We start from the raw sequence: 26,272 nt of genomic DNA, 5'->3' as shown, positions 1-26,272 counted from the left end.
GGTAGATTTGGGACATGGACCCCGACCGACCGACGCCCGCCGGCGGCCAGGTGCCGCTGCTGGCGATGGGGTGCCGGTGGTCCCTCGATCTTGACTCGCTCCCCGCCGAGGAGGTCGAGCCGATGCGTGAGCGGTGGTCGCGCTGCGCAGATCTCGCGGTCTCGCCGGACGCCCTGGTGCTCGACGAGAGGGTCGAGACGATCCGCGTCCGACGGTCCCCCACGACGTCCGTCGACGCCACGGGGGCCGACGCGGTGACGGGCGACGAGGTCACCCTCTACCTCGGCGACCCTGCCGACCTGGCCTACGACCTCTCCCGGGCCGTGACGCGCCGAGGCATCCATCGCCTCCGCGGGACCGGTCCCCTCCTCCTCCACGCGGCCGCGCTGAGCGAAGGGGGGCGCGCGACCGTCCTCGTCGCGCAGTCGGGAGGCGGCAAGTCCACCGCCGCCCGCCGGCTGTCGCAGGCCTTCGGCTACGTCACCGACGAGTCGGTCGTCCTCACCGAGGACCTGGCCCTCGCGCCCTACCCCAAGCCTCCGTCGCTCATCGTCGACCCGGATCGACCGGCGTCCAAGGAGGAGCCCGCCCCCGACGCGATCGGCATGGGCGCCACCCCGGCCGACGTCGAGCTCGGCGCCCTGCTCGGGCTCCGGCGGGACGCGGAGGTCACCACCCCCGAGATCGTCGAGGTCGACCTCGCCGACCACCTCCTCGAGGTCATCCCCGAGACCTCCTCGCTGTGGCTCGTCCCCGGCGGCGGCCTCGACCGTCTGGCCCGCGCGGTGACCCACGGCGGTCCGCCGGCCGAGCTGCGGTACGCCGAGATCGACGAGTGCGTCGACCTCCTGCGCGAGCACCTCGCCCAGGCACGGCCGGCCGAGCCCTGGTGGGTGCACCTCCCTCCCCCGGACGGGCGGGCGTGGCTCGAGCAGACCCCGCCGCCCTGGGACCCCGAGGCAGCGGCGACCGCGGAGATCACGGCGGACACTCCCTTCGTCCGGGCTCCGTGGTCCGACGCCCTCGACGACGACGGCGCCCTCGTGATCCTCCAGGGCTCCCGGGTCTTCTGCCTCGAGGCCACGCTCCGCGCCGTGTGGCTGGTCTGCGACGTCCCGCTGCCCGTCCGTGACATCGTCGAGCTGGTCGTCGCGCTCCAGGGGCCGCACCCCGAGGCCGACGACCTCGTCCGCGAGTCCCTCCGCGCCCTGCACGTCCAGGGCATCCTGCACCGCACCGACACCGTCCACGCGCCCCACCCCGCGGAGATCCGATGACCGAGCCCACGCCGACCGACGCCACCACCGACGAGGTCCCGGCGACCGACGGCCTCGAGACCGGCCAGGACGACTTCGACACGATGAGCGACATGCTCGACGACTTCGAGGACGAGGCCGCCGAGGACCCGCAGCTCGCCCAGGAGATGGGGCTGCCGGCGCACTTCGGTGACAGCAAGGCGTGGCAGCAGGGCTACCCCTACAGCACCAAGCTGAGCCGCAAGGAGTACGAGCGCGAGAAGCGCCGTCTCCAGATCGAGCTGCTCAAGATGCAGGCGTGGGTCAAGGAGACCGGGCAGAAGGTCGTCATCGTCTTCGAGGGTCGCGACGCGGCGGGCAAGGGCGGCGCGATCAAGCGCTTCACCGAGCACCTCAACCCCCGTGGTGCGCGCGTCATCGCGCTCGCGACGCCGACCGAGCGTGAGCAGTCGCAGTGGTACTTCCAGCGCTACGTCGAGCACCTGCCGGCTGGTGGCGAGATCGTCTTCATGGACCGCTCCTGGTACAACCGTGCCGGGGTCGAGCGGGTCATGGGCTACTGCACCGGGCCGCAGTACCTCGAGTTCATGCGCTCCGCGCCGGAGTTCGAGCGGATGCTCGTCAACAGCGGGATCAGGCTCATCAAGCTGTGGTTCTCCGTCGGCAAGGCCGAGCAGATGCACCGCTTCCACTCCCGCTCGAAGGATGCCGTGCGGCAGTGGAAGCTCAGCCCGACCGACCTCGCGAGCCTCGACAAGTGGGACGCCTACACCCGGGCCAAGGAGGCGATGTTCTTCTACACCCACACCGCCGATGCCCCGTGGACGACGATCAAGAGCAACGACAAGAAGCGGGCGCGTCTCGAGGCGATGCGCTACGTCCTCTCGGTCATGCCCTACCCGAACAAGGACGACGAGGTCGTCGGCGAGGTCGACCACTCGATCGTCGGCAAGGGCAACGAGCTCTTCGACCAGGGCGAGATCCCCAACCGCTGAGGCGGACGGGCGAAGGGGCGTCGGCCGGTGGTCGAGGCCCCTTCGCGCTATCTTCGACGACATGTCGTACTCCGCGCCGCCCCCGTCGCCCTACCAGATGCCTGAGCCGGGTCCGGCGCCGCGGCGGGGCAAGCCGTGGCTGCTCATCATCGGCGGGCTCGTCCTGCTGCTCTCGCTGGTCCTGTGCACCGTCGGCGGGGTGATGACGGTGCAGGCTGCGGGTGACCTCGCCGACGCACCGGTGCGCACCGGCAGCCACACGGTCGTCTCGGACGGCAGCGAGGCGGTCACGGTGTGGGCACCGAAGGGGGAGGGCACGAGGTGCGAGGTCACCGGACCGTCGGGTCCGGTGACCGAGGAGGAGACGACGGCCCTCGACAGCGTCGCCGCCGGGGACAGCGAGTACGAGTACGTCACGGGCTTCACCACCGACGAGGCCGGCGACTACGTCGTCAGCTGCAGCGGCCCCTTCGTCGTCAGCGAGTTCTCGATGACCGGGGCGATCATCGCCCTCGTCGGCGGCAGCCTGTGCTGCCTCGGCGTCGTCCTCGCAGGCATCGGCCTGCTCCTGTGGCTCATCCGCCGGAAGCGCTGAGGATCCGAGCTTCCCTAGGTTTCTGTCATCCGCCCGCGAATGTTCGCGGGCGGATCGTCAGTTCTCCCAGCGGATCTCTCGGCTCGGACGCAGGGGGGCGCTGCGGGCGCGAGCCACGGTCCGGCGCCCGAAGGGGTGAGGTACCGGACGTGGGGATCCGGTCCGGTGCGGGGGGACGGTTCGGTGCCCGGTCGGTGGCTCACCCCTTCGCGACGGGACGAAGGGGTGAGCAGCCGACCCACGCCGGCCAACCACAGGATCCCCTTGGGCTCCTGACCATCCGCTCACGAACATCCCCGAGCCTCTGACAGAAACCTGGGGAAATTTGGATCTCAAGGGGTGGGGGCGGCCGGGATGGTGGCAGCGCGCTGGGCGCGGCGCTCCGCCAGCAGCCGCGGGAGGTCGGCCTCCGGCACCCGGTACCAGCGCAGCGGGACGAGCGCGAGGGCGCAGCTGATCGCCGGGACGAGCGCCATCCACAGCCACAGGCTGTCGCGCATCTCCGGGCTGACGACGACGTCCCGCTCGTAGCCGACGAAGCCCACCGCGAGACCGAAGACGAGCGTCGCCACCGCCGTGCCCAGCTTGGTGATGAAGGTGAGCCCCGCGAAGGACGCCCCGTCGACCCGCTCCCCGGTCCGCACCTCCGCGGCATCCGCGGTGTCGGCGATGAGCAGCGTCTGCGCCACCGTGAAGAAGCCGTTGAAGACCCCGTTGACGAGGAAGACCCCCGCGACGACCCACTGCGAGGAGTACCCCACCGCGAGCAGCACGAGGCTCATCGCCGACACACCGCCGAGCGCGATGACCATGAGCCGCTTTCGGGTGATCCGCCGCAGCAGCGCCGGCGAGGCGATCGCGCCGATGATGATGCCGCCGATGAGCGCCCCGCCGAGCGTCGTGAAGACCTCGACGCCCCCGAAGACGACCGAGGCGACGACCGCGCCGCCGACCTGGATCATCAGCTGCCCGAAGGCCAGCACCCCCGAGATCAGCACGAGCTGCAGCGGACGGTTCGTCACGTACTGCATCACCGCGGCACGGAAGGGGACCGGGTCCGGCCGGTGCTCGACCTTCTCCTTCGTCGCGAAGAAGGCCAGGGTGTACAAGCCCATCCCGCCGAGGCTCACGACGAGGGCCGCCTGACCCCACCCCTTCGCCGTCGGCTCGTCCCCGCCGCTCAGCGCGATGGCCAGCGGCGCCCCGCCGAGGGTGATGACGGCCAGACCGATCATCGCGGCGGTCCGGGCGCCGGCGACGAGCCGCGCGCGGCTCTCCTCGTCGGTCGTGATGACGGCGGTCAGCGACCACAGCGGCACGTCGCACGCCGTGTACGCGATGTCCCAGAGCAGGTACGCGACGGCGATGACGATCAGCTGCGTGCGCTCGGTGCCGGCGGGGATGGAGAAGAGCGCGACGGTGAGCAGCGCCACGGGCAGGGCGGTCGCGATGATGTACGGCCGGAAGGTGCCCCACCTGGTGCGCGTCCGGTCGACGAGGAAACCGATGAGCAGGTCGTTGACCGCGTCCCAGACCCGGACGACGGTGAGGATGATCGTCAGCGCCGCGATCGCCCCGCGCGAGAGGCCGAGACCGTCGTAGAGGTAGACGAGCAGGAAGAGCGCGAACCAGTTGTAGACGAGGTTCTGCCCGAAGACGGCAACGGCAAAACCCATTCGCTCACGGAAGGTCACGCGGGCAGGCTACCCAGCGGTACTGGTCCTGCCCAGGGTCACCGCGATCGGCGCCCGTCCCCCTTCGGGTAGGGCCAGGGCGTGCATCCGCGGACGCCGAGGGTCTGCTGGAGCATCACCGGCGCCCGCCTGCCCGTCGCCGGACACCCCTCGTGCCCGTACCCGAGGCCGTGCCCGATCTCGTGGTTGACGAGGTAGGTGCGGTAGTCGTCGAGCCGTCCCTCGTAGGTGTCGGCGCCGGTCAGCCAGCGGCGGCTGTTGAGCACGGCCTTGCCCTCGTTCCAGCACGAGACCTTGCCGGCGGTGCGCAGGGGGGCGCACAGCCGGTCGGTCGTGTCCGGGCTGGCCAGGACGAGCCGGATGTCGACGTGGGCACCGTCGACCGCCTGGGCCGAGGTGACCCTGACGAAGCGGACGCCGGCCTCGCCCTGCCAGCCGCGCCGGTCGTGGAGGGTCGCGTGGACGACCTTCGCGTACTCGTCGAGGTCGACGTCGATGCCGCGCTCGGCCTCGAGGGTCCACCGGACGACCCGGCCCTCGCTGCGGGTCTGCCGCGGGGTGACCGGGGCGTGCACGAGGCTGCCGCCGCCCCGCTGGACGACGCGCGGTCCCGTCGTGCCGGGCGTGCGCGTGGGCGTCACCGAGGGCGAAGGGGGTGAGGAGGTCGCCGGAGGCGCGCTCACGGCGGCCGGTTCCGTGGCCTTCGGCGCCGGCGGGTCATCCGAGCCGCCGACGAGCAGCGCCGCGACGATCCCGGCGAGAGTCAGTCCGAGCAGCGTGATCCAGCCCAGGTCGCGCCGCGGCGGCGGCGCCTCGTGCCGGCCACCGCGCTCGTCCGCGGTCCTCGAGGGCGTCACGTCGGCAGCTCCGTACGGGCTCTCAGCGGCTGCTGCTGGGGGCCCACAGGTTGATGCCGGCGTCCACCGCGTGCCGGTCGATCGCGGCGAGCTCGTCCTCGGAGAAGGCGAGGTGCTGGAGCGCGTCGAGGTTGTCGTCGAGCTGCTCGACGGAGGAGGCGCCGACGAGGGCCGAGGTGACGCGGGGGTCGCGGAGCACCCAGGCGAGGGCCATCTGCGCGAGCGTCTGGCCGCGCTCCTGCGCCATCGCGTTGAGCGCCCGCACGTGCGCGAGAGCCTCATCGGTGAGAAGCGAGGGGTCGAGCGACTTGTCCTGTGCCGCACGGGATCCCGCGGGCACGCCGTCGAGGTACTTGCTCGTGAGCATGCCCTGGGCGAGGGGGGAGAAGGCGATGCAGCCGACCCCTTCGTCCTCAAGGACCTCGAGGAGGTCCTCCTCGACCCAGCGGTTGAGCATCGAGTAGCTCGGCTGGTGGATGAGCAGCGGGGTGCCCATCTCGCGCAGGATCGCGACGGCCTCGCGGGTCCGCGGGCCGGAGTAGCTAGAGATGCCGACGTAGAGCGCCTTGCCCGCCCGGACGATCGCGTCGAGCGCCCCCATGGTCTCCTCCAGCGGCGTCGTCTCGTCGAAGCGGTGGCTGTAGAAGATGTCGACATAGTCCAGGCCCATCCGCTGCAGGCTCTGGTCGAGGCTGGCGACGAGGTACTTGCGCGAGCCGCCGCCCTGGCCGTAGGGGCCGGGCCACATGTCGTAGCCCGCCTTGGAGCTGATGATCAGCTCGTCGCGGTACGGCCGGAGGTCACGCGCGAAGAGCGTGCCGAAGTTGCGCTCGGCGCTGCCGTACGGCGGGCCGTAGTTGTTCGCGAGGTCGAGGTGGGTCACGCCCCGGTCGAAGGCCCGCCGCAGGATCGCCTGCTGCCGCTCGAGCGGCACGTCGTCACCGAAGTTGTGCCACAGCCCGAGCGAGATCGCCGGCAGGTCGAGCCCCGAGCGCCCGCACCGGCGGTAGACCATCCCTGCGTCGTAGCGGTCACGGGCGGCCTGGTACTCGTCAGCGCGGTAGGTCATGCGCCCATCATCCCGCGTGCGACCCGGCTCAGCGTCGGGGGTTGCCGATCGAGGGTCAGGTGGCGCTCCCGCTGAGGCTGCCGATGAAGACCGCGATCGCCACGGCGACGATGACGGTGTTGAAGAAGAACGAGACGTTGCCGGCGCGCGTTCTTGCACAGGTAGTCGACGGCGAAGGAGACGAGCACGACGAACCACGAGGTGATGAGCAGGAGTGCCGCGACTCCCACGACGACATCGTTGATGTCGCCGAGGGCCTGCCGGTCGAGACGTACGAGCGCGACGGTCGAGGCGAGCGCGGCTCCGCTCGTGAAGAGCGCGACCCCGGCACCCGGCTGGTCGAGGTAGAGGTAGTGACGCGTCCAGCCGCTGTCCTCGGTGCGCTCGGTCCAGGCGTGCGGCCGCGGCCAGGGTGTCCGCAGGGAGGCCGCGAGGGTCGCAGGTCACGAAACCAGGGCCCGATCGCGCTCGGCGAAGGGGAGGGTGGGCTACCCCTTCGGCCAGGCACCCCGGGTGTACTGCGGCGGGTAGGGCGCCTCGCGCCACGGGACCCCGAGCTCGGCCGCCGCGCGTTGCGGCCACGCCGGCTCGCGCAGCGCCGCCCGGGCGAGGAGGACGACGTCGGCGTGACCGTCACGCAGGATCGCCTCGGCCTGGTCGGGCTCGGTGATGAGCCCGACGGCGCCCGTGACGACCCCGGCCGTCGACCGGACCTGCTCCGCGAGCGGCACCTGGTAGCCGGGGCCGAGGGGGATGTCGGCGATGACGTTGCCGCCGCTGGAGATGTCGACGAGGTCGACGCCCCGCTCGCACGCCCATCGCGAGACGGTCGCGGTCTGCTCCGCGTCCCAGCCGCCCTCGACCCAGTCGGTCGCGGAGAGCCGCAGCAGCACGGGCCGGTCGTCGGGCCACACCGCACGCACGGCGTCGACGATCTCGAGGAGCAGCCGGGCGCGACCTTCGAGCGAGCCGCCGTAACCATCGGTGCGGGTGTTGCTCAACGGCGAGAGGAACTCGTGGATGAGGTACCCGTGCGCCCCGTGGATCTCGACGGTGTCGAAGCCGGCCTCGTGCGCCCGCCGGGCCGCGTCGGCGAAGGACCGCACCACCCGGGCGATATCAGCCTCGGTCATCGCGACCGGGGCAGCGAGCCCCTCGAAGGGGGCGTCCGTCGGGCCGATCGTCCGCCAGCCGCCGTCGGCAACGGGGACCGAGCCGGTCGGCTCACCGGCGAAGGGGCGGTAGGTCGAGGCCTTGCGGCCGGCGTGCGCCAGCTGCGCCCCGATCGCCGCGCCCTGGCTGTGGACGAAGTCGACGACAGGTCGCCACGCGGCGCCCTGCTCGTCGCTCCAGATCCCCGCGTCCTGCGGGCTGATCCGGCCCTCCGGCTCGACGGCGACGGCCTCGGAGAGGAGCAGGCCGAAGCCGCCCTGCGCCCGCGCTCCGAGGTGGACGAGGTGCCAGTCGGTCGGCACGCCGTCGCGTGCCTCGCACGAGTACTGGCACATCGGCGCGAGCCAGACGCGGTTGCGGACGGTCAGGCCACGCAGGGTGATCGGCTCGAAGAGCCGGGGCGAAGGGGTGGGGCCGGCCGGGGTGCTCATCCGTGACGCTCTCATCGGGCCAGACCTCCCAGGTCGTAGTCGACGACGACCGGGGCGTGGTCGCTCACCCGCTCCTCGTACGACGGCTCACGGTCCACGCCTGCCTCCACCGCGCACCGGGCCAACCGCGGGGTCGCGAGGTGGTAGTCGATGCGCCAGCCGACGTCGTTGGTGAAGGCCTGCCCCATCCACGACCACCACGAGTACGGGCCGTCGACCTCCCCGACGTGGCGGCGCAGGACGTCGACGAGCGTGCGCGGCCCGATGAGCGCGTCGATCCACTCCCGCTCGACGGGCAGGAACCCCTCGGCCTGGTGCGAGCGGCGCCAGTTGCGCACGTCGTGGGTGAGGTGGGCGATGTTGAGGTCGCCCATGAGCAGGAACTCCCGCCCGGCAGCGAGCGCGGCCTTGCGGGAGCGCGCGACCTGCCGGGCGAAGGCGTCCATGAAGTGCATCTTGCGGGCGAACTTCGCCCCGCCGTCCGGGGCCTCCCGCATCCGGCCCGGCTTCTGCAGCTCGGCCGGCAGACCCCCCTTCGGCAGGTAGAGGGAGGCGACGGTCAGCGGGGCGTCCGCGAGGTCGACCTCGACGTAGCGCCCCTCGCTCGCGTACCGCGACATGCCGCGCGCCATCGTGCCGAAGGGGGCCTGGACGCGGACCGGGTCGTGCCCGGGGGCGTAGTGGATCGCCTCGCCGTCCCACGTGCGCACCGCCGCGGGGGCGACCCGGGTGAGGATCGCGACGCCGTTGCGGCCGGGGATGTGGCCGGGCTCGTAAGTGGCGTGCAGCGGCTCGAAGACGCCGGCGGGCACCTGGTCGGAGGGCGCCCGGACCTCCTGGAGCGCGACGACGTCGGGGTCCCGTCGGGCCATCCACGACCCGAACCCGCGACGGTGGGCGGCCCGGATCCCGTTGACGTTGTAGGAGGCGATGCGCAGGGGGGAGCTCACCTGGTCGATTGTCGCGCACCGGACCGACCGCCGCGCAGCGGCGTCTGAGGGGGCATCAGTCCGAGCGGCAGCCGGCCCACGGTCACCTCCACGGCGGTCTCGAGGACGAGCGCGCCCCCCGCCTCCGCGACGCCGACAGGGTCGACCCCGCCCTCGACGTTCGCGGGCACCGGTGAGCGGGACCCGGCGACGTGCAGCAGCACCGAGGTCACCGCACTGCTCCAGCGCGCCGAGGAGCTCCCCGAGCGCGCGCACCGTGGCGCAGACGATGCGCCGGGCCGAGGGATACCTCGGCTACCGCGTGGGGATCGCCGAAGACGGACGCTGGATGTTCGCGACCGCGGGCGACTGACCCCGGCAGCGCACGGCACCTCCGGTAGTTTCGGAGGGTGCTCGCCCTGCTCTCCCCCGCGAAGTCCCTCGACCTCGACTCGAAGCTGCCCTCGCGCAGGCACACGCAGCCGCGGCTGCTCGACGAGGCCACCACGCTCGTCGAGGTGATGCGCACGAAGTCGCCGGAGGAGATCAGCGATCTCATGCACGTCTCGGCCGAGATCGGGGAGCTCAACGCCGAGCGCTACGAGAGCTTCTCCACCCCCTTCGACCTCACGAACGCTCGCCCCGCGCTCTGGACCTTCGACGGCGACGTCTACCGGGGCATGGACGCCCGCGAGCGCTTCGACGCCCGCGACCTCACCGAGGCGCAGAAGACGGTCCGGATCCTCTCCGGGCTCTACGGGGTGCTGCGCCCGCTCGACCTCATGCAGCCCTACCGGCTCGAGATGGGCACGCGCCTGGCGACCGACCGCGGCGACTCCCTCTACGCGTGGTGGGGCCACCGGATCACCGAGCAGCTCGCAGCCGACCTCGCCGAGTCGCCCGGCCCCGCGGTGATCGTCAACCTCGCCTCGCAGGAGTACTCGGGCGCCGTGGACCTCGACGAGCTCGACGCCCGAATGGTCTCCCCCCGCTTCGAGGACAAGGCGAGGTCAGGTGCGTGGAAGGTCATCTCCTTCAACGCCAAGCGGGCGCGCGGCGAGATGGCGGCGTGGATGGTGCAGCACCGGGTGCGCTCGGTGCGGGCGCTGCAGGACTTCGACGGGGCGGGCTACCGGTACCAGCCGGAGCTCTCGACGCAGGACGAGCCGGTCTTCCGCCGCTCTCCCGGCTGACAGGAGCCTTGGCTCGAGCGGGGGACGATCGTGGATTATCCCGATGTCTAGCGTATGCGCGAGACATTGCCAGACATCGGTAGTCAGCTGACGAACTCGGCGACGCGGTCCTTGGGGCGGCCGATGATGGCGCGCTCACCCCGGATGATCACGGGGCGCTGGAGCAGGCGCGGGTGCTCGAGCAGCACGGCGACGACCTGGTCGTCCGTCTGCACGTCGTCGTCGGTCAGCCCCTGATCCTTGAAGTAGGGGTCGCGGCGCACGAGATCAGTCACCGGGTCCTCGAGCTTGCCGATGAGGTCGCGCAAGGCCGCCTCGTCGAGCGGGTTCTTGAGGTACTGCACGACGTCCGCGGCGACATCCGTGCCCTCGATGACCTCGAGGGCGTGCCGCGAGGTCGAGCACCGCGGGTTGTGGAGCAGGGTCACGTCAGCCATGACCCAACCCTCGCACGCCCGCGCCGCCGGCACGAGCCTTGGCTCGTGCGAAGAAGGAGGGAGGTCACCAGCGGTTGCGGCACTCCTCGGCCCACCCGACGAGGCCCTGGATCTGCTGCGGCGTGCCGTCCTCGAGGATCACCGTCCCGCCCCAGTGGCCGAAGGCCTGGTGCGTCTTGATGGCCACCACGCCCGCCTCGGTCACCGCGTGCCGGACGTGGAAGGGGCGGAAGGTCAGCGCCACGTCCTTGCCGAGCACCCGCCAGCCCGCCCCCCAGTCCTTGCGGTCGTAGGCCCACTCGAGGTCCTCGCTGATCTTGTGCGCGCGCCCGTCGACGAAGACGGCGTTCTCCGTCGAGCCGGTGCCGTCGGTCCACCGGCCACCGACCTGGACCGCGACGCGCTGCCCGTGGACGACGCCGCTGCCGGCGCCCCAGTTCCACGTGTTCCGGTAGGGCCAGCGGCCGCGACCGCGGTCGAGCACCGCCCAGCCGTCGACGGCGTGCTCGGTGCCGTCGAGGGTGAGCGTGCCGGTCACCCGGTTGGCGAGGTCCTTCGTCGTCATCTGGAAGAGCCGCTCGCTCCACGGCACGACGACGCTCAGCGAGTCGCTGCCGTCCCGCTCGACGTCGACGGCGAGGCGGACCCCCTTCGCCTCGAGGCTGATCGCGGTGGTCCCGTCCCCCTCGGTGATCTCGATGGTCACCCCGCCGGCGGAGAGGCGGGCGGACCCGTCGCCGGGGACGTCGCTCAGCTCGGGTCGGGCGAAGGGGGAGAGGCCGTCGCGTACCCACTCCTCCTTGGTCTCCCGGTCGAGGACGTAGACCGAGGCGGTGGCGAGGTAGTCCAGGCTCGCGACGACGAGACCGACGACGTGGGTGTCGGTGACGATGCCCCAGTACTCCCAGCGCTTGGTGCGCCCCCAGCCGCTGATCTCGGTGCGGTGCACGGGCGTGCGTGACCAGCCGACGGCGTCGCGATTGAGGTGGCGGCCACGGGCCAGGTCGACCGGCTCGGTCAGCTCACGCTCGAGAGGCATGGACCGCATCGTGGCACGTCGCCCGGCGGATCGGCGGTCGGGTCCCAGGTCAAGCACCTACTGTCCAGGCGATGGACCTCTCCGACGTCGTGATCCGGTGGTCCCCGGCGGGGCGGACCGAGCTGCTCACCCCCGCCGGGGTGCTCGTGGTGCTCGCGCTCACCGCCGTGGCTGTCGGCTGGGCTCCGGCGTGGCGGGTGCTGCGGCTCGCCGTGACGCTCGTCCACGAGCTCGGGCACGCAGGTGCCGGGGTCGCGGTGGGCCGACGGTTCACCGGCTTCGTCCTCCGGCGGGACATGTCGGGGCACGCCGTCACCGTCGGACGGCCGAAGGGGCCGGGCATGGTGGCGACGACGTGGGCGGGCTACCCCGTGCCGGCGGTCGTCGGCGCGCTGCTCGTGCTCGCCGGTGCACGGGGTTGGGCTGCGCCCCTGCTCACCCTCACGCTCCTCGTGCTGCTCGTGGCGCTCCTCTACGTCCGCTCGCTGCTTACCCTGGCAGTCGTCCTGGCGGCCCTCGCTGCCGCCGGGGCGATGTGGTGGTGGCGCGACGACCGCGTGCAGCAACACGTCGTCGTGGGGGTCGGGCTGCTCCTGCTCGTCGGGGCGTGGCGCCATCTCGGCGCGGTCCTCGGCCGCCGGGACCCGCGCAGCGACGCGGGGGCGCTCGCCCGGCTCACGGGGCTGCCGAGCGCGCTGTGGCAGGGCAGCTTCGTCCTGGTGTGCGCGGGGGCGACGTGGCTCGCCGTGAGCGAGCTGATCGCCGCCTGGGGCTGAGCGTCACCGTCGTAGGCTCGCTCTCATGAGCAGCTCTCGTGGTGTGGCGGTCGTGACCGGGGCGAGCAGCGGGATCGGCAGGGCGTGCGCGCAGCGGCTCGCGGCCGACGGCTACGACGTGGTCGTCGCGGCCCGCCGGACCGATCGGGTGGAGGCCCTCGCGGCCGAGATCGGTGGCCGGGCGGTGACCTGCGACGTGACGAAGGGGGACGACGTCGCAGCCCTCGCGGAGGCGGCCGGCCCCGAGGTGGCCCTGCTCGTGAACAACGCGGGCGGCGCCTTCGGGCTCGAGCCGGTGGTGACCTCGGACCTGCAGCGCTGGCGGGACATGTACGAGACCAACGTCCTCGGGACGGCGGCGGTCACCCAGGCGTTGCTGCCGGCGCTGCGGGCGGGGCGCGGCACGATCGTCACGATCACCTCGGTCGCCGGGCAGGTCACCTACGAGGGCGGTGCGGGCTACTGCGGCGCCAAGGCCGCCGAGAGCGCGATGAGCGACGCGCTGCGGCTCGAGCTCAACGGCGAGCCGGTGCGGGTGTGCGACATCGCGCCGGGCATGGTGCGCTCGGACGAGTTCGCGCTCGTGCGCTTCGACGGGGACGAGGCCAAGGCCGACGCCGTCTACGCCGGGGTCGAGGAGCCGCTCACCCAGGAGGACATTGCCGAGTGCGTCTCGTGGGTCGCGGGCCTGCCGCACCACGTCAACATCGACAAGCTGACCGTCCGCCCGCTCGCCCAGGCCGCCGCGCACAAGGTGCACCGTACGAGCTGAGCACGCGCACCGACCGGGCACGGTGATCGTGTTGCGCGCGGCAGAACTCACTCCATGCGGACGCGGCTGACGTGCACCCAGAAGCGGTCGCGCAGGTGCTGACGCACCTCGTCGGAGAGGTGCGCGCCCTGGCTGCGCGAGGCGAGGTCCATGAGCAGCGCCCGGTCGAGCTCGGCGGGGATCGCCGGCCGCGAGTCGCGCAGGGTGGCGAGCTGGGCCGGCGTCGACGTGGCGCACCACGACGCGACGAGCTGCTTGGCGACGCCGTCGACGAGGTCGGCGGTCACCCCGACCTCGGGGTCGAAGGGCACCTCCTCCATGACGTCGGCGCCGGGGAGCACGAGAGTGGTCGCCTTCCGCCGGGCGAAGACGGCCGGGCTGGGTCCGGCCGGCGCCCCGGACGAGGGGGTGGGCCCGGGCGTCGGGGGAGCCCCGGCGGCCGGGGTGGGTTCGGCCGGGGGTGCCGGCACGGAAGGCGAAGGGGGCTGCTCCCCCTTCGCCTCGACAGTGGGCTCCTCCGCCGGCGGGCCGGTGGGAGAGGCGACCTCGTCCTCCCCCGGCTCCGCGGTCGGCTCCGCGTCGGGGTCCTCCGGGATGAGCTCGTCGGGGATCGCGACCGAGCGGACGGTCGCCGCGATCGTCTCGGCGTCGATGAGCAGCAGGCCGTCGACCTCGCGGCGCAGGTGCTTGGCGACGCCGTGCGGACGGCCCTGGTGGTCGGGCACGGCGAGGAGGATGACCTGGACGCCGTGGCTCTGCGCCTCCTCGACCGCCTCGGTGAGGTCGTCGTCGCCGGAGACGAGGTAGACGACGTCGGCGACCCGGTTGCGCCCCTGGATCGCGAGGTCCAGGCCGATCCGGATGTCGACGCCCTTCTGGTCGCCGGAGTACGACAGGCGACCGAGGCGCAGCTTGACCCCGGGCAGCAGGCCGATCTCCTCCTGCTGGAAGTCCGGCTGACCACCCGGCCGCGCGCCCGAGTCGTACCAGTTCACCCGCAGCAGCGGGAGCCCCGAGGAGGTCTCGGCCTGCTCGACGAGGCGGGCGATGAGCGTCGGGTACTCGACGGTGACGCCGCGGCGCAGCGAGCTGCCGGTGACGTAGGTCGCAGCCGAGGCGAGCAGGTAGCCGACGTCGACGTGGACCGCGCAGTAGGACCTCATGGGCCCACCCTGCCACCCCCGCCCCCACCCCTTCGCACGAGCCAAGGCTCCTGCCCAATCCCTTCGCACGAGCCAAGGCTCCTACCCGGCTCAGGCCTCGATGAGCCCGATCCGGATGGCGTAACGCGTCAGCTCGACCCGGTCACGCATGCCGAGCTTGTCGAGGAGGTTCGCCCCCGCCAGAAGAGGCTCATGCCGGCACTCCCCCTTCGCCTCGTCGTTCAGGCCCACTCTGGCTGGTCCGTCGGGGCCCGACGCACGAGCGCCCCACGCGGGTGCGTGGGGCGCTCGTCACGAATCGACCGTCAGCCGCGGCGGCGACCGGTCACCGACGTGACGATGAAGAGCAGGATCACCGCTCCGAGCAGCGCGGTGAGGAAGCTGAAGATCACTCCAGCACCCTCGACGTCGAAGCCCAGCGCGCTGAGCAGGAAGCCGCCGATGAGGCCACCCACGACGCCGACGACGACGTTGAGCACGATGCCCTGCTGCTCGTCGGTGTTCATGATCTTGCTCGCAAGCCAGCCGGCGAGGCCGCCCAGGACGATCCAGCCGATGATTCCCCAGCTGATCATGGTCATCACTCCTGTTGGTCGAGGTCGATTGCTGAACCCGACGCTAGGCCGGGCGGCTCGCGTGACTCCAGCCAGCGAGGCGGATCTGCACGTCACCCCCACCGAGGGTGGGTGTCAGCCCCCACCCCGCGACCCTCCCTCACCCCACCCCACCTCGCCCGCCCACCCCCTTCGCACGAGCCAAGGCTCGTACCCCTCGACGAGGTACGAGCCTTGGCCCGTGCGCACGGTATGGGATCGTCGACCCATGAGCCTGCCGACCCGCACCCGCCACATCGCCCTCGCCGCCCGCCCGCAGGGTGCCCCCACGCCGGCCGACTTCCGGCTCGAGGAGGTCGAGCTGCCCGAGCTCGGCGACGGCGAGATCCTCGTGCGCAACACGGTGATGTCCGTCGACCCCTACATGCGCGGACGGATGAACGACGTGAAGTCCTACGTCGCCCCCTTCGCCCTCGACGCACCGCTCGACGGCGGTGCGGTCGGCGAGGTCCTCGCCTCCCGCTCCCCCGACGTGGCCGTCGGCGACCGTGTCCTGCACGGGCTCGGTTGGCGCGAGCACGCGGTGCTGCCGGCGTCGCGGGTGACGGTCGTCGACATCTCGAGCGTGTCCGACTCCGCCTACCTCGGGGTCCTCGGGATGCCGGGGGTCACCGCGTACGTCGGCCTGACAGCAGTCGCCGAGATGCGCGAAGGGGATGTCGTCTTCGTCTCCGGGGCGGCCGGCGCGGTGGGCCAGATCGCGGGGCAGGTCGCCAAGGCGCTCGGTGCGTCGAGGGTCATCGGCTCGGCGGGGACGGCCGACAAGGTCGCCCGCGTGCTCGAGCTCGGCTACGACGACGCCTTCGTCTACAAGGACGGGCCGGTGCGCGAGAGCCTGCAGGCGGCGGCACCGGAGGGTATCGACGTGTACTTCGACAACGTCGGCGGCGAACACCTCGAGGCCGCGATCTCGGCGCTGCGGCTGCACGGCCGGGTGGCGATGTGCGGGGCGATCTCGCAGTACAACGCGACCGAGGCGACCCCTGGTCCGCGCAACCTCTTCCAGGCGATCGGCAAGGGACTCACCCTGCGCGGTTTCATCGTCGGGCAGTACCCCGACCTCGCGGCCGAGTACCGCGAGCGGGCCGCCGGGTGGCTGGCCGAGGGGCGGCTGACCTCCGACGAGACGGTGCGCGAGGGGCTCGACGCGGCGCCGCAGGCCTTCATCGACCTGCTTGCCGGCGCGAACACCGGCAAGATGATCGTCCGCCTCTGACCCGACCCACCACCCACCCACCCCCCCCCGCCCTTCGCACGAGCCAAGGCTCGTACCGCCGTGACGCGGTACGAGCCTTGGCTCGTGCGAATTCGGGGGACACGAGCCTTGGCTCGTGCGGATCAGGGGGGAGCGGGTCAGGAGACCCAGGTGCGCAGGGCCTCGGCGGTGAGGGTCTGCCCCGTCGCCACCATCTCGGCAGGGGTGCCCTCGAAGACCACCCGGCCACCGTCGTGCCCGGCGCCCGGGCCGATGTCGATGATCCGGTCGGCCTGCGCCATGACCGTGAGGTTGTGCTCGATGACGATGAGCGAGTGCCCCTGGTCAACGAGCCGGTGGAGCATCGTCAGCAGCATCTCGGTGTCGGCGAGGTGCAGACCGGAGGTCGGCTCATCGAGGACGATCGTCGTGCCCTCGCCGCCCATCTGCGAGGCGAGCTTGAGCCGCTGGCGCTCGCCGCCGGAGAGGGTCGTGAGCGGCTGGCCGAGGGTGATGTAGCCGAGGCCGACGTCGAGGAGCCGGGCGAGGATCTGCTTCGGCTTGCCGGTCGTGAAGACCTCTGCGGCCTGGGCGATCGAGAGGCGGAGCACCTCGTCGATCGCGAGCCCGTGGAGCGTGTGCTCGAGCACCTCGGGCCTGAAACGGCGACCCTCGCACTCCTCGCACGGGATCGTCACGCCCGCCATCACGGCGAGGTCGGTGTAGATGACGCCGTAGCCGCTGCACGCCGGGCAGGCGCCCTCGGAGTTCGCGGAGAAGAGCGCGGGCTTGACCCCGTTGGCCTTGGCGAAGGCGGTCCGGATCGGGTCGAGCAGCCCGGAGTACGTCGCGGGGTTGGAGCGGCGTGAGCCCTTGATCGCGGACTGGTCGACGACGAGCACGTCGTCGCGGCCGACGAGCGAGCCGTGGACGAGCGAGGACTTGCCCGACCCCGCGACGCCGGTGATGACGGTGAGCACCCCCGTGGGGAGGTCGACGTCGACGTCGCGGAGGTTGTGCGTCGACGCCCCCCGGATCTCGATCGCACCCGTCGGCCGCCGAAGGGAGTCGCGCAGGCCGATCTTCGTGTCGAGGTATCGCCCGGTCACCGTGCCGGAGGCGCGCAGACCACCCAGGTCACCCTCGTAGGTCACGCGCCCGCCGTCGGTGCCCGCGCCAGGACCGAGGTCGATGATGTGGTCGGCGATCGCCATGACTTCGGGCTTGTGCTCGACGACGAGCACGGTGTTGCCCTTGTCGCGCAGCTGCTGGAGCAGGTCGTTCATCTTCGCGATGTCGTGCGGGTGCAGGCCGACCGTCGGCTCGTCGAAGACGTAGGTGACGTCTGTCAGGGCCGAGCCGAGGTGGCGGATCATCTTGACCCGCTGGGCCTCACCGCCCGAGAGCGTGCCGGACTCGCGGTCGAGCGAGAGGTAGCCGAGGCCGATGTCGACGAAGCCCTGGAGCATCTCGGTGAGCCCCGTGAGCAGCGGCCCGACCGACGGCTCGTCAAGGTCCTGGACCCACGCGAGCAGGTCGGAGACCTGCATCGCCGAGACCTCGGGCAGGGTCCGGCCCGCGACGGTGGCGGACCGCGCGGCCTCGTTGAGCCGGGTGCCGCCGCACTCGGGGCAGTCGGCGAAGGTCGCGATCTTGTCGCGGAAGGCGGTGATGTGCGCCTGCTTGGAGTCCTTCTCGACGTAGTTGGCGCGGATCCGGTGGACGAGGCCCTGGTAGGTCGAGTTCATCCCCGCGAACTTCACCTTCGTCGGCTCCTGCTCCCAGAGCCAGGTCCACTCCTCCTCGGAGTAGTCGCGCAGCGGCTTGTCCGGGTCGAGGTGCTCGAGCTCGGCGTAGGTGCGCCACATCCAGGTGCCGACGCCGTACCCCGGGGCGAGGATCGCCCCGTCATTGAGGCTCTTGCTCCTGTCGACGACGGCGTCGACGTCGATGGCTGCGGTGCGCCCTCTCCCTTCGCACCCCGGGCACATCCCGCCGATGACCTCGAACGTCTTCTTCTCGGCCTTGCCGCCCGCAACCCGGAGAACCCCCGAGCCCTGCGCGGAGGCGATGTTGAAGGCAAAGGCCTGCGAGGACCCGACGTACGGCCTGGAGCGGCGCGACCACAGCAGGCGCAGCAGCGCGTAGGCGTCGGTGACCGTGCCGACGGTCGAGCGCACGTTGGGCGTCATCCGCTCCTGGTCGACGACGATCGCCGAGGTGACGTTCGCCAGCTCGTCGACCTCGGGCCGCGCCGGCGTCGCCATGAAGGACTGGAGGAAGGTCGAGTACGTCTCGTTGAGCAGCCGTTGGCTCTCGGCCGCGATCGTCCCGAAGACCAGGCTGCTCTTGCCGGACCCGGAGACGCCGGTGAAGACGGTGAGCCTCCGCTTCGGGATGTCGACGTCGACGCCCTGCAGGTTGTTGACGCGGGCGCCGCGTACCCGGATCGTGTCGTGGCCGTCGGCCGGTGAGGTCATGCGTGGATCAAAGCAGCCTGGGACCCCCGCGCCAACCCCGCGTCACCCGATGGGGCGAAGGGCGTGCGGCAGGGTGTCGTCGACGGCCGTGGGCCAGTGCGTGGGAGGGCCCTCGAGGAGCCCGAGCTGCAGGCGCATCCACGGTGACCAGGCGGCCGGGTCCGCGTCGATCGAGGCGCTGAGCTCGGCCCAGGCCAGCCAGCGGTGATCTGCGACCTCCGCGGGTGCCGGGGTCAGGGACGACCCCCTCGGCACGACGGCCACGACCACCGGGCAGAGCTCGTGCTCGAGCACGCCTGCGCTGACCGCGGCGTAGGCGAAGCGGGGCAGGACGAGGCGCACCCCCGGGACGACGAGGCCGAGCTCGTCGAGCGCGCGGCGCCGTACCGCGTCCTCGAGCGACTCGCCCGGCGCCGGGTGCCCGCAGACCGCGTTGGTCCAGATCAGCGGCCAGGCGACCTTGCTCGCGGCGCGCCGGGTCACCAGGACCCGTCCATCGGTGTCGACGACATGGCAGGAGAACGCGAGGTGCAGCGGCGTCGCCCCGTGGTGCACGCCGGCCTTGGGCACGCGCCCCACCGCCTCGCCGCCCGCGGACAGCAGCACGACCTCCTCGACCGTCCCGACCTGCGTGCTCACCACCACATCACCGCCGCGATGAGCAGCTGGGTGACGAGGAACCCGGTGAGGTAGTTGAGCCCGAGGAAGTGCCGCCAGCCGCGGTTCGTCGTCGCGGAGGTCTCGTCCGTGACGTCGCGGTGCCGCCAGACGAGCCAGGCGTAGGGCAGCGGGAGCAGGGCGGCGAGCGGGGCCGGCCAGGGACCGAGGAGCAGCAGCACGGACGACACGAGGTAGGCGAGCGTGGCCAGCCGCACCACGCGCCGTGCCCCGAGCTGGGTGGCGATCGAGCGGATCCCGCCGGCCCGGTCGGGCAGCACGTCCTGCACCGCGCCAAAGGCGTGGCTGGCCATCCCCCAGGCGAAGAAGGCCGCGACGATCGGCCAGATCCGCTGCGGCACAGCGATGTCCGCGAGCACGAGCCCGTAGACCGCCGGGCCGACGAAGTGCGCGCTCGAGGTCATCGAGTCGAGCACCGGCCGCTCCTTGAGCCGCAGCCCGGGCACCGAGTAGCCGAGCACCGCCGCGAGGCACAGGACGAGGACGACACCCGCCGCCGCCGACCCCTGCGCGAGCAGCCAGACGACGAGGGGGACTGGGAGGGCCAGGCTCGCCAGGAGCAGACTGCGCAGCGCGCCTGGGTCGACGAGGCCCCCCTCGGCGCCGCCCTTGCGCGGGTTGGCGAGGTCGGACTCGTGGTCGAAGACGTCGTTGACCCCGTACATCAGCAGGTTGTAGGGGACGAGGAAGAAGAGGGTGCCGACGATCAGCCGGGCGTCGACCGTGCGGGTCGCGAGGAGGTAGGCGGCCGCGAAGGGGTAGGCCGTGTTGACCCAGCTGACCGGCCGGGAGGCGAGCACGAGGTCGCGCACGGAGAGGCTCATCGCTCGTCCCGCCCGGGTCGGTCCGCGGTGAGCAGCCGCCACACCGCGGGCAGCAGCACGAGCGCGCCGAGCGGGTAGGCGTAGTCCTCGATCGGGGCCTGCCCGACGAGGATGCCTAGCCGGTGCTCGCGCCCGTAGTCGAAGAGGTCCGCCGCGATCATGAGGTTGTCGAAGACGGTCGTCAGCGCCGCCATGGCGAGGAAGGCGACGACGAAGGGGGCGACCCGCCGCGACCCGGCGGCCGGCGGCACCCTCCTGTGGGCCACCAGGGCGACGGCGAGGGCCACCCCGAGGAAGAGCGCGTTGACGAGGACGAAGGTCACGGCTGCTCCCCCGTCGCCCCCAGCCAGCGATGCGCCCCGGTCCACGCGACCATCGCCGACCAGCAGAGCAGGGTGAGGAAGAAGAGCTCCTCGACGGGGAACTCCGGTCCGACCATGACCCCGCTGAGGTAGGGGCTGTCACCCCGGAAGAAGATGCCGAGCGCGATCGCCAGGGCGTCCCAGAGCGTGAAGAAGAGCACGCCGACGGCGAGCACGGCCATCCCCGCGCGTGGCCGCGCAAAGACGAACAGCCGCCATCGGTGGTCGATGAGCGCGGTACCGAGGATGGACAGGACGAGGGCCGCGAGGTACGCGAGGTGCATCAGCGGGCCACCGCGTGGGGTGGACGACGACGGGGGACCGTCCGGCGGGCCGCGAGCGCCACCTTGGTCCGGGTGGGGACGCGCACGCGCTGGGTCAGGACGTCGTAGCCGGCCAGCTCGATGCGGTCGAGGATGCCGGCGTAGAGGTCGCGGGCGGTGCGCACGCACCGGCCGGCGGCACCGGGCAGCAGGGCGAGCCCGGGGTCGGCCTCGTCGTAGAGGGCGCGGTTGCGGTCGACCTGCTCGGCCATGAAGGCGCGCCAGCGGTCGTCGACGTGCCGGGTGCGGACGTAGTGGTCAAGATCGATGCCGTGGCGGGCGAGGTCCTCCTGAGGGACGTACGCACGGCCGCGCTGGTGGTCCTCGACGATGTCTCGCAGGAAGTTCGTCAGCTGGAAGGCGTCGCCCAGTGCCCGCGCCGGCTGGAGCGCCGCGGCGGGGTCGGTGGGTCGCAGCACGGGCAGCATCATCTCTCCGATGACCGCGGCCGAGCCGTCCATGTAGCCGAGCAGGTCCGCCCAGGTCTCGTAGCGGGTGGTCGTGAGGTCGCTGCGCATCGCCGTGAAGAAGCGGTCGAAGCAGCCCTGGTCGATGTCGCACTCCGCGGCGCTGCGGGCGGCGGCGCGCAGGACCGGGTCGGGGTGGGGGCTGGACCGAGCCCGGCGGAAGTCCTCCTCGAACCGGGTGAGCCGGGCCGCGGTGGCGGCGACCGCCTGCGGCTGCGTGGCGCCCTCGTCGTCGACGATGTCGTCGGCGATGCGGCACAGCGCGTAGATGGCGTGGACATGGCGGCGCTGCTCGATGGGCAGCAGCCGGGCACCCCAGTAGTACGTCGTCGCGCGCTCGCGGGTGATGATCGCGGCTCGCCGGTAGCCCTCTGCGAGAAGGGGGTCCGTGATCGTCACGCGTCGCTCCTCCGTCGTCGGCGGACGCGTCGTCGGCGCCCTCCGGCGAGGTGGTCGGCGACCCGCTCGGCGGCGAGCCGCCCGCTGACGAGGACCATCGGCACGCCGACGCCGGGGGTCGTGGAGGACCCGGCGAAGAAGAGTCCGGGGACGCGCGGCTCGTGGTTGGCCGGGCGGAAGGGTCCGGTCTGCCCGAAGGTGTGGGCCAGGGCGAAGGGGGTCCCGCCGGCCATCCCTCGGGCCGCCCACTCGCGCGGGGTGTCCATGTGCTCGACGGTGATGTCGCGGGGGTACCCGGCGTCCTCGAGGAAGGTGAGCAGCCGCTCGCGCATCGGTCCTTCCTCGGCGTCCCAGTCGATGCCGGATCCGTTGTGCGGCACGGGTTCGAGGACGTAGAGGGTGCTCGACCCGTCGGGGGCCAGCGACGGGTCGGTCAGCGAGGGTACCGAGACGAGCCGGGACGGGTCGGGCATGAGCTCGTGGCGGTGGATGAGCGCGTCGAAGGAGTCGTCCCAGGCCCGGCCGAAGTGGATGTTGTGGTGGGCGGTGCCGGCCGGCAGCTCCCCCTTCGTCCCGACGTGCCAGACGACGGCGGAGGGCGACAGGGCGGGCGAGCGCAGCGAGCGCGGGACCGAGAGGTGGGGCAGGAGCTCGCGGTAGAGGACGGGCAGGTCGAGGGTGGCGACGACGACGTCGGCCGCGACGATCTCGCCCGAGGTGAGCTGGACCCCGGCGACCGAGCCGTCACCGCCCTGCACGATGGCGCTCGCCTCGGCGTCGGTGACCAGCTCGACACCCGCAGCAGTCACCGCGTCGGCGAGCCCCCGGGCCAGCGCACCCATGCCGCCGGCGGGGAAGTACACGCCTTCGACCGTGTCCATGTAGGTGATGACCGCGTAGATCGCCAGCGCCTCACGCGGGGGCAGACCGGCATACATCGCCTGGAAGGTGAGCAGCCGCTGCAGCCGGTCGTCCTCGAAGCGCCGTCCCATCGACGGGCCGAGCCGGCGCCACGCGCCCAGCCGGAGCAGCTCGAGGCCGGCGCGCGGGCGGGTCACCAGGTCGAGCGGCGAGTCGAGGTTGCGGTCGATGAAGTGCGGCATCTCGGCGTCGTAGAGACGGCCGAGCCAGGTGACGAGCTCGGCGAAGGCCTGAGCGTCGTGGTCGCCGCAGGTGCGGCGGATCTCCTCGATCATGTCGTCGTGCTCGGCGCGGACCTCGATGACGCTGCCGTCGGCGAAGGTCGCCCGGTAGGCGGGGTCGAGCCGCTGCAGGTCGAGGTGGTCCTCGAGCCGGGCCCCGACGGCGCGCATCGCGTCGTCGACGAGCGAGGGCATGGTGAGCACGGTCGGCCCGGTGTCGAAGGTGTGCCCGCCCCGGTGCAGGACACGTGCCCGGCCGCCCGGCTCCGGGTCGCGCTCGAGGATCGTCACCTCGTGTCCCGCGCCGCGCAGGTGCGCCGCCGCCGCGAGCCCGGCGAGCCCGGCCCCGACGACGACCGCCCGGGCGCTCATGACTGCCGCCGGGTGACGCGGTGGGCCATCTCGGTGAGGGCCTCGACGGCCGCGGCAGGAGCGGTGCCGTCGAGCGCCGCCAGGGCGAGGGTGAGCTGCGCCTCGATGTGCGCCTCGGCGCGGTCGCGGGCACCGACGGTCTCAAGGGCGTGGGTGAGCAAGGTGACCTCCGAGGTGTCGAGCGGACCGGCGACAGCGTGGCTGAGGATCTCCTGCGCCGCCGGCGGCAGGAGATCCTGGACGAGGGCCAGGAGCACCGTCGCCTTGCCGTCGCGCAGGTCGTGACCGACGGGTTTGCCGGTGTGCGACTGGCTGCCCCAGACCCCGAGGACGTCGTCGCGCATCGCGAAGGCCTCGCCGAGGTGCTGGCCGTAGGCCGTCAGCTCGCTCATCCGCGCCTCGTCCGCGCCGGCGAGCCGGGCGCCGAGCTCCAGGGGGCGCTGGATCGAGTAGCGGCCGGACTTGAGCATGGCGACCTGCCGGGTGTGCGCGAGGGAGCGCCGAGCGGTGGCTGTCCCCACGACCTCACGGGCCTGGCCGACGACGAGCTCGACGACCATGGCGTGCCAGTCGGCGAGCACCGGCGCCGGGAGGGTGGCTCCGAGGCGGTATGCCTGGGCGGCGGCGAGGTCACCGACGAGCGTCGCCATGCTCTCGCCGAACCGTTCCGGGCGGCCGACGCCGTCGGCGCCGCGGTGCTGGTCGGCCATCGTCACGTGGATCGTCGGGCCACCCCGCCGCACCGCGGCCTCGTCCATGACGTCGTCGTGCACGAGCGCGAAGGTGTGCAGCAGCTCGAGAGCCGCGCCGAGGGTGACGAGGTCCTCGGTCGGCGTGCTCGCGTCACCCCCGCCGTACACCCAGCCCCACAGGGCGAGGATCGGACGAAACCGTTTCCCCCCGGAGCGGACGTGCTCGCGCACGAGGACGAAGGGGTCCGGGTCGAGGGGCAGGTCGGGTTGCGGGTCCGCCTCCGGCTCGACGAGGCGGGCGTCGTCGAGGATCACCGCGTCGACCCGCTCGAGGACCGCGTCGAGGTAGTCGCTCTGCGCCGTGCTCATCGTGCTCGCACCCGCTCGACCCACCGGAGCCCGGCACTCTGGTGCTCCCACCCGCGTCGGCACGTGTGCATCGCGCGGGCGACCCGCTCGCTCAGCGCGGCCCGGCTGTCGTAGATCCGCGCCTCCGCGCTGACGCGCATCCCTGCGAGTCGCCGCACGCGCGCGTCCGGCCCGAGCGCGAAGGACAGGTCGAGGTCGTCGTGCACCCTCGGGTCGTCACGGTGGACGAGACGGCGGGCCCGCTCCCAGGCGGTGGCACGCAGGGCGAGGTTGGAGCCCCACAACGGGGTCGTGGCGATGGCGAGGTGCATCCCGATACTGAGGCCCGCCCGGTAGAAGGCGCGGCCGAGCATCCCCTGCCAGCCGCTCAGGTCGTGGAAGTCCACCGGCCCGGTGACGGCGTCGAGCCCGTCGTCCCGGGCGAAGGCCGACGCGATCGCCTCGATCCAGCCCGCAGCCGGGCGGCTGTCCGCATCGCAACGGGCGAGGATCTCCCCCTTCGCCTCGTCGTAGCCGCGGGCCGCGGCGGCCCCGGCACCCCGGACGGGCTCGTGGACGACGCGGACGGCGTAGGGGTGCCCGGCGCTCAGCTGCTGGAGCCGGGGGTCGGGGCTGCTGCCGTTGTCGACGACCACGACCTCCGCGGGGGGTCGGGTCTGCCGGTCGAGGTGCTCCAGGCAGACAGCGAGGGCGGGGGCGTCGTCGAGGCAGGGGATGACGACGGAGACTGCAGCGGTCATGCGGCGCCTCGAGCCCCGCTCGGACGGGAGGGCAGGGCCGCGACGAGCAGCCCGCCGGCGGTGCCCCAGAGCAGGTCGCCGACGGTGTCGTCGTAGCCGACCTGGATCTCCTGGCTGACATAGCCGTGGCCGAGCCACTCCCCGGCCTCCCAGAGCACGCTGAGCAGGGCGGCCACCCCGAGCAGCAGGACGACCCGGCCCACCCCTTCGCCCTGCAGCCGTAGACCGCGCCACACGACGAAGGTCGCCACCGCGGTCCCGAGAAGGTGCGCCGGCAGGTCCAGCCAGGTGATGTGCTCGTACGCGTCGAGGACCGCCGCCCACGCGACGGCGAGGAAGACGAGCTGGGCCAGGACGTCGGTGGGGGTCGGCAGGTCGATGAGGCGTACCGCCATGACCCCTCCGGCGACGAGGAAGAGGCAGGCCCCCGCGGCGGGCCCCGCCTGCCACCAGGCGAGGGGCACGCTGACGAAGGCGGCGGCCCGGACCACATCGCCCGACCACCAGCGCCGCTGACGCTCCTCCCAGGACCCGGCGCCCGGAGGAGCGTCGAGGTCGAGGGCAGTCATGCCCTTATCTGACCATCTCGCCCCCTCGGCGTCCACATCTTGTTCAGGGTGTGGCACAGGTGTCCAAGGTCGCCTGCCCGGGCACCTCGGTCGCTAGGGTCTGGCCATGGCCGCTGCCCGCACCACCTACCTGCTCGTCGACGGTGAGAACATCGACGCGACGCTCGGCACCTCGGTGCTCGGACGCCGTCCCCAGCCCGAGGAGCGGCCCCGCTGGCAGCGTCTCCTCGAGCACGCCGAGGACCGCTGGGACCAGGACGTCAAGGCCCTCTTCTTCCTCGCGGTCAACGACGAGCTGCCGCTCGGGTTCGTCCAGGCGCTCATCGCGATGGGGTACACACCGGTCCCGCTGAGCGGTCCCGGCAAGGTCGTGGACATCGCCATCGACCGGACCGCCCGGGCGCTCGTCCGACGCCCGGCGGACGTCCTGCTCGTCAGCCACGACAGCGACTTCGCGCCGGCGATGACCGAGCTCGCGGACGGGCACCGGAGGCTCGGGGTCGTGGGCTTCACCGAGTTCATGGCCGGGGACCTGCGCGCGATCCCCGGGATCGAGCTGCTCGACCTCGAGCACGAGGTGGGCGCCTTCACCTCGAGGCTCCCGCGGGTGCGGATCATCCCGATCGACGAGTTCGACCCGGCCGAGTTCATCTGAGGGCAGGTCCTG

30 protein-coding genes are annotated in these 26,272 nt (G+C 72.4%); 8 read left to right on the top strand and 22 right to left on the bottom strand.

Translation table 11 applies throughout. The features are described 5' to 3' along the window. The first annotated feature begins 14 nt into the window (after positions 1–14). The 3 genes from JNO54_RS02790 to JNO54_RS02780 all read left to right on the top strand — a co-directional run bounded on the left by JNO54_RS02790 (position 15) and on the right by JNO54_RS02780 (position 2,846). Positions 15–1,277, top strand: coding sequence for a hypothetical protein (locus JNO54_RS02790; RefSeq protein WP_204142515.1), 1,263 nt, complete (start codon positions 15–17; stop codon positions 1,275–1,277). Beyond that, on the top strand, positions 1,274–2,251 hold the full coding sequence (gene ppk2, locus JNO54_RS02785) for a polyphosphate kinase 2 (RefSeq protein WP_204142514.1): 978 nt from the start codon (positions 1,274–1,276) through the stop codon (positions 2,249–2,251). Before JNO54_RS02790 ends, ppk2 begins: the two co-directional genes overlap by 4 nt. A 61-nt stretch (positions 2,252–2,312) precedes the next feature. Then, the gene (locus JNO54_RS02780; protein ID WP_204142513.1) at positions 2,313–2,846 is read left to right on the top strand and encodes a hypothetical protein; all 534 of its coding nucleotides are present in this window, start codon (positions 2,313–2,315) and stop codon (positions 2,844–2,846) included. A 332-nt stretch (positions 2,847–3,178) separates the two neighbouring features. On the opposite strand, the gene JNO54_RS02775 is transcribed toward JNO54_RS02780, so the two are convergent. From JNO54_RS02775 to JNO54_RS02745, 7 genes are all read right to left on the bottom strand, one after another. Further along, positions 3,179–4,540 (bottom strand): MFS transporter, encoded by a 1,362-nt coding sequence (locus JNO54_RS02775; protein WP_204142512.1) that lies wholly within the window; start codon positions 4,538–4,540, stop codon positions 3,179–3,181. Between the two features lie 38 nt (positions 4,541–4,578). Continuing rightward, positions 4,579–5,397 carry a DUF3152 domain-containing protein gene (locus tag JNO54_RS02770; protein ID WP_204142511.1) on the bottom strand — a complete coding sequence of 273 codons (819 nt, stop codon included), beginning with the start codon at positions 5,395–5,397 and terminating at the stop codon, positions 4,579–4,581. Between the two features lie 22 nt (positions 5,398–5,419). Further along, positions 5,420–6,466, bottom strand: coding sequence for an L-glyceraldehyde 3-phosphate reductase (gene mgrA, locus JNO54_RS02765; protein ID WP_204142510.1), 1,047 nt, complete (start codon positions 6,464–6,466; stop codon positions 5,420–5,422). Continuing rightward, positions 6,463–6,696, bottom strand: coding sequence for a hypothetical protein (locus JNO54_RS02760; protein WP_204142509.1), 234 nt, complete (start codon positions 6,694–6,696; stop codon positions 6,463–6,465). The genes mgrA and JNO54_RS02760 overlap by 4 nt, the downstream gene beginning before the upstream one ends. Positions 6,697–6,954: 258 nt before the next feature. After that, on the bottom strand, positions 6,955–8,085 hold the full coding sequence (locus JNO54_RS02755) for an NADH:flavin oxidoreductase/NADH oxidase (protein WP_233703160.1): 1,131 nt from the start codon (positions 8,083–8,085) through the stop codon (positions 6,955–6,957). Continuing rightward, a complete protein-coding gene (locus tag JNO54_RS02750) occupies positions 8,082–9,020 on the bottom strand; it encodes an exodeoxyribonuclease III (RefSeq protein ID WP_307818031.1) in 939 nt (312 codons plus the stop codon). Before JNO54_RS02750 ends, JNO54_RS02755 begins: the two co-directional genes overlap by 4 nt. After that, positions 9,017–9,232: a hypothetical protein gene (locus JNO54_RS02745; protein WP_204142508.1), complete on the bottom strand. Its 216-nt coding sequence runs from the start codon at positions 9,230–9,232 to the stop codon at positions 9,017–9,019. The genes JNO54_RS02750 and JNO54_RS02745 overlap by 4 nt, the downstream gene beginning before the upstream one ends. A gap of 177 nt (positions 9,233–9,409) precedes the next feature. Here JNO54_RS02745 and yaaA point away from each other — a divergent pair, with 177 nt between their 5' ends. Then, positions 9,410–10,192: a peroxide stress protein YaaA gene (yaaA, locus tag JNO54_RS02740; RefSeq protein ID WP_204142507.1), complete on the top strand. Its 783-nt coding sequence runs from the start codon at positions 9,410–9,412 to the stop codon at positions 10,190–10,192. A gap of 83 nt (positions 10,193–10,275) precedes the next feature. On the opposite strand, the gene arsC is transcribed toward yaaA, so the two are convergent. Then, the gene (gene arsC / locus JNO54_RS02735; RefSeq protein WP_204142506.1) at positions 10,276–10,629 is read right to left on the bottom strand and encodes an arsenate reductase (glutaredoxin); all 354 of its coding nucleotides are present in this window, start codon (positions 10,627–10,629) and stop codon (positions 10,276–10,278) included. A 64-nt stretch (positions 10,630–10,693) separates the two neighbouring features. Further along, positions 10,694–11,668, bottom strand: a complete 975-nt coding sequence (locus tag JNO54_RS02730) for a DUF2804 domain-containing protein (RefSeq protein WP_204142505.1) — start codon at positions 11,666–11,668, stop codon at positions 10,694–10,696. Between the two features lie 71 nt (positions 11,669–11,739). On the opposite strand from JNO54_RS02730, the gene JNO54_RS02725 reads away from it, so the two are divergent. Together JNO54_RS02725 and JNO54_RS02720 are read left to right on the top strand one after the other, a co-directional pair. Continuing rightward, positions 11,740–12,444, top strand: coding sequence for a M50 family metallopeptidase (locus JNO54_RS02725; protein WP_204142504.1), 705 nt, complete (start codon positions 11,740–11,742; stop codon positions 12,442–12,444). Positions 12,445–12,469: 25 nt separating this feature from the next. Then, positions 12,470–13,216: an SDR family oxidoreductase gene (locus JNO54_RS02720; protein WP_204142503.1), complete on the top strand. Its 747-nt coding sequence runs from the start codon at positions 12,470–12,472 to the stop codon at positions 13,214–13,216. 47 nt (positions 13,217–13,263) lie between these two features. Here the strand turns inward: JNO54_RS02720 and JNO54_RS02715 are convergent, their stop codons facing one another. From JNO54_RS02715 to JNO54_RS02705, 3 genes are all read right to left on the bottom strand, one after another. Beyond that, the gene (locus tag JNO54_RS02715; protein ID WP_204142502.1) at positions 13,264–14,379 is read right to left on the bottom strand and encodes an NYN domain-containing protein; all 1,116 of its coding nucleotides are present in this window, start codon (positions 14,377–14,379) and stop codon (positions 13,264–13,266) included. Positions 14,380–14,469: 90 nt separating this feature from the next. Continuing rightward, complete coding sequence (locus JNO54_RS14345; protein WP_233703159.1) at positions 14,470–14,610, bottom strand: helix-turn-helix domain-containing protein; 141 nt, start codon at positions 14,608–14,610, stop codon at positions 14,470–14,472. A gap of 74 nt (positions 14,611–14,684) precedes the next feature. Next, the gene (locus JNO54_RS02705; protein WP_233703158.1) at positions 14,685–14,954 is read right to left on the bottom strand and encodes a GlsB/YeaQ/YmgE family stress response membrane protein; all 270 of its coding nucleotides are present in this window, start codon (positions 14,952–14,954) and stop codon (positions 14,685–14,687) included. Between the two features lie 247 nt (positions 14,955–15,201). Between JNO54_RS02705 and JNO54_RS02700 the strand changes: the two genes are divergently transcribed. Continuing rightward, positions 15,202–16,209, top strand: coding sequence for an NADP-dependent oxidoreductase (locus JNO54_RS02700; protein ID WP_204142500.1), 1,008 nt, complete (start codon positions 15,202–15,204; stop codon positions 16,207–16,209). 137 nt (positions 16,210–16,346) lie between these two features. Here JNO54_RS02700 and JNO54_RS02695 read toward each other — a convergent pair whose 3' ends face one another. The 10 genes from JNO54_RS02695 to JNO54_RS02650 are packed head-to-tail and all read right to left on the bottom strand — an operon-like array spanning position 16,347 to position 25,605. Continuing rightward, complete coding sequence (locus JNO54_RS02695) at positions 16,347–18,668, bottom strand: excinuclease ABC subunit UvrA (RefSeq protein ID WP_204142499.1); 2,322 nt, start codon at positions 18,666–18,668, stop codon at positions 16,347–16,349. 42 nt (positions 18,669–18,710) lie between these two features. Further along, entirely contained in the window at positions 18,711–19,307 is a 597-nt protein-coding gene (gene idi, locus JNO54_RS02690) for an isopentenyl-diphosphate Delta-isomerase (RefSeq protein ID WP_307818030.1), read from the bottom strand. Continuing rightward, positions 19,304–20,170 carry a prenyltransferase gene (locus JNO54_RS02685; RefSeq protein ID WP_204142497.1) on the bottom strand — a complete coding sequence of 289 codons (867 nt, stop codon included), beginning with the start codon at positions 20,168–20,170 and terminating at the stop codon, positions 19,304–19,306. The genes idi and JNO54_RS02685 overlap by 4 nt, the downstream gene beginning before the upstream one ends. After that, positions 20,167–20,493, bottom strand: a complete 327-nt coding sequence (locus tag JNO54_RS02680) for a lycopene cyclase domain-containing protein (protein WP_204142496.1) — start codon at positions 20,491–20,493, stop codon at positions 20,167–20,169. Before JNO54_RS02680 ends, JNO54_RS02685 begins: the two co-directional genes overlap by 4 nt. Then, complete coding sequence (locus JNO54_RS02675) at positions 20,490–20,816, bottom strand: lycopene cyclase domain-containing protein (protein WP_204142495.1); 327 nt, start codon at positions 20,814–20,816, stop codon at positions 20,490–20,492. The genes JNO54_RS02680 and JNO54_RS02675 overlap by 4 nt, the downstream gene beginning before the upstream one ends. After that, positions 20,816–21,721: a phytoene/squalene synthase family protein gene (locus tag JNO54_RS02670; RefSeq protein WP_307818029.1), complete on the bottom strand. Its 906-nt coding sequence runs from the start codon at positions 21,719–21,721 to the stop codon at positions 20,816–20,818. The genes JNO54_RS02675 and JNO54_RS02670 overlap by 1 nt, the downstream gene beginning before the upstream one ends. Beyond that, positions 21,718–23,235, bottom strand: coding sequence for a phytoene desaturase family protein (locus JNO54_RS02665; protein ID WP_204142494.1), 1,518 nt, complete (start codon positions 23,233–23,235; stop codon positions 21,718–21,720). Before JNO54_RS02665 ends, JNO54_RS02670 begins: the two co-directional genes overlap by 4 nt. After that, on the bottom strand, positions 23,232–24,296 hold the full coding sequence (locus JNO54_RS02660; RefSeq protein ID WP_204142493.1) for a polyprenyl synthetase family protein: 1,065 nt from the start codon (positions 24,294–24,296) through the stop codon (positions 23,232–23,234). Before JNO54_RS02660 ends, JNO54_RS02665 begins: the two co-directional genes overlap by 4 nt. Further along, positions 24,293–25,036 (bottom strand): glycosyltransferase family 2 protein, encoded by a 744-nt coding sequence (locus tag JNO54_RS02655; protein WP_204142492.1) that lies wholly within the window; start codon positions 25,034–25,036, stop codon positions 24,293–24,295. Before JNO54_RS02655 ends, JNO54_RS02660 begins: the two co-directional genes overlap by 4 nt. Further along, positions 25,033–25,605, bottom strand: a complete 573-nt coding sequence (locus JNO54_RS02650) for a DUF2238 domain-containing protein (RefSeq protein WP_204142491.1) — start codon at positions 25,603–25,605, stop codon at positions 25,033–25,035. The genes JNO54_RS02655 and JNO54_RS02650 overlap by 4 nt, the downstream gene beginning before the upstream one ends. 106 nt (positions 25,606–25,711) lie before the next feature. Here JNO54_RS02650 and JNO54_RS02645 point away from each other — a divergent pair, with 106 nt between their 5' ends. Then, positions 25,712–26,260, top strand: coding sequence for an NYN domain-containing protein (locus JNO54_RS02645; protein WP_204142490.1), 549 nt, complete (start codon positions 25,712–25,714; stop codon positions 26,258–26,260). Positions 26,261–26,272 lie beyond the last annotated feature (12 nt).

This window comes from Janibacter endophyticus, from assembly GCF_016888335.1.
In the GTDB taxonomy this organism is placed as follows: Bacteria; Actinomycetota; Actinomycetes; order Actinomycetales; family Dermatophilaceae; genus Marihabitans; species Marihabitans endophyticum.
The sequence above is the reverse complement of the archived record's forward strand: the minus strand, read 5'-3'. Positions and strand labels throughout refer to the sequence as shown.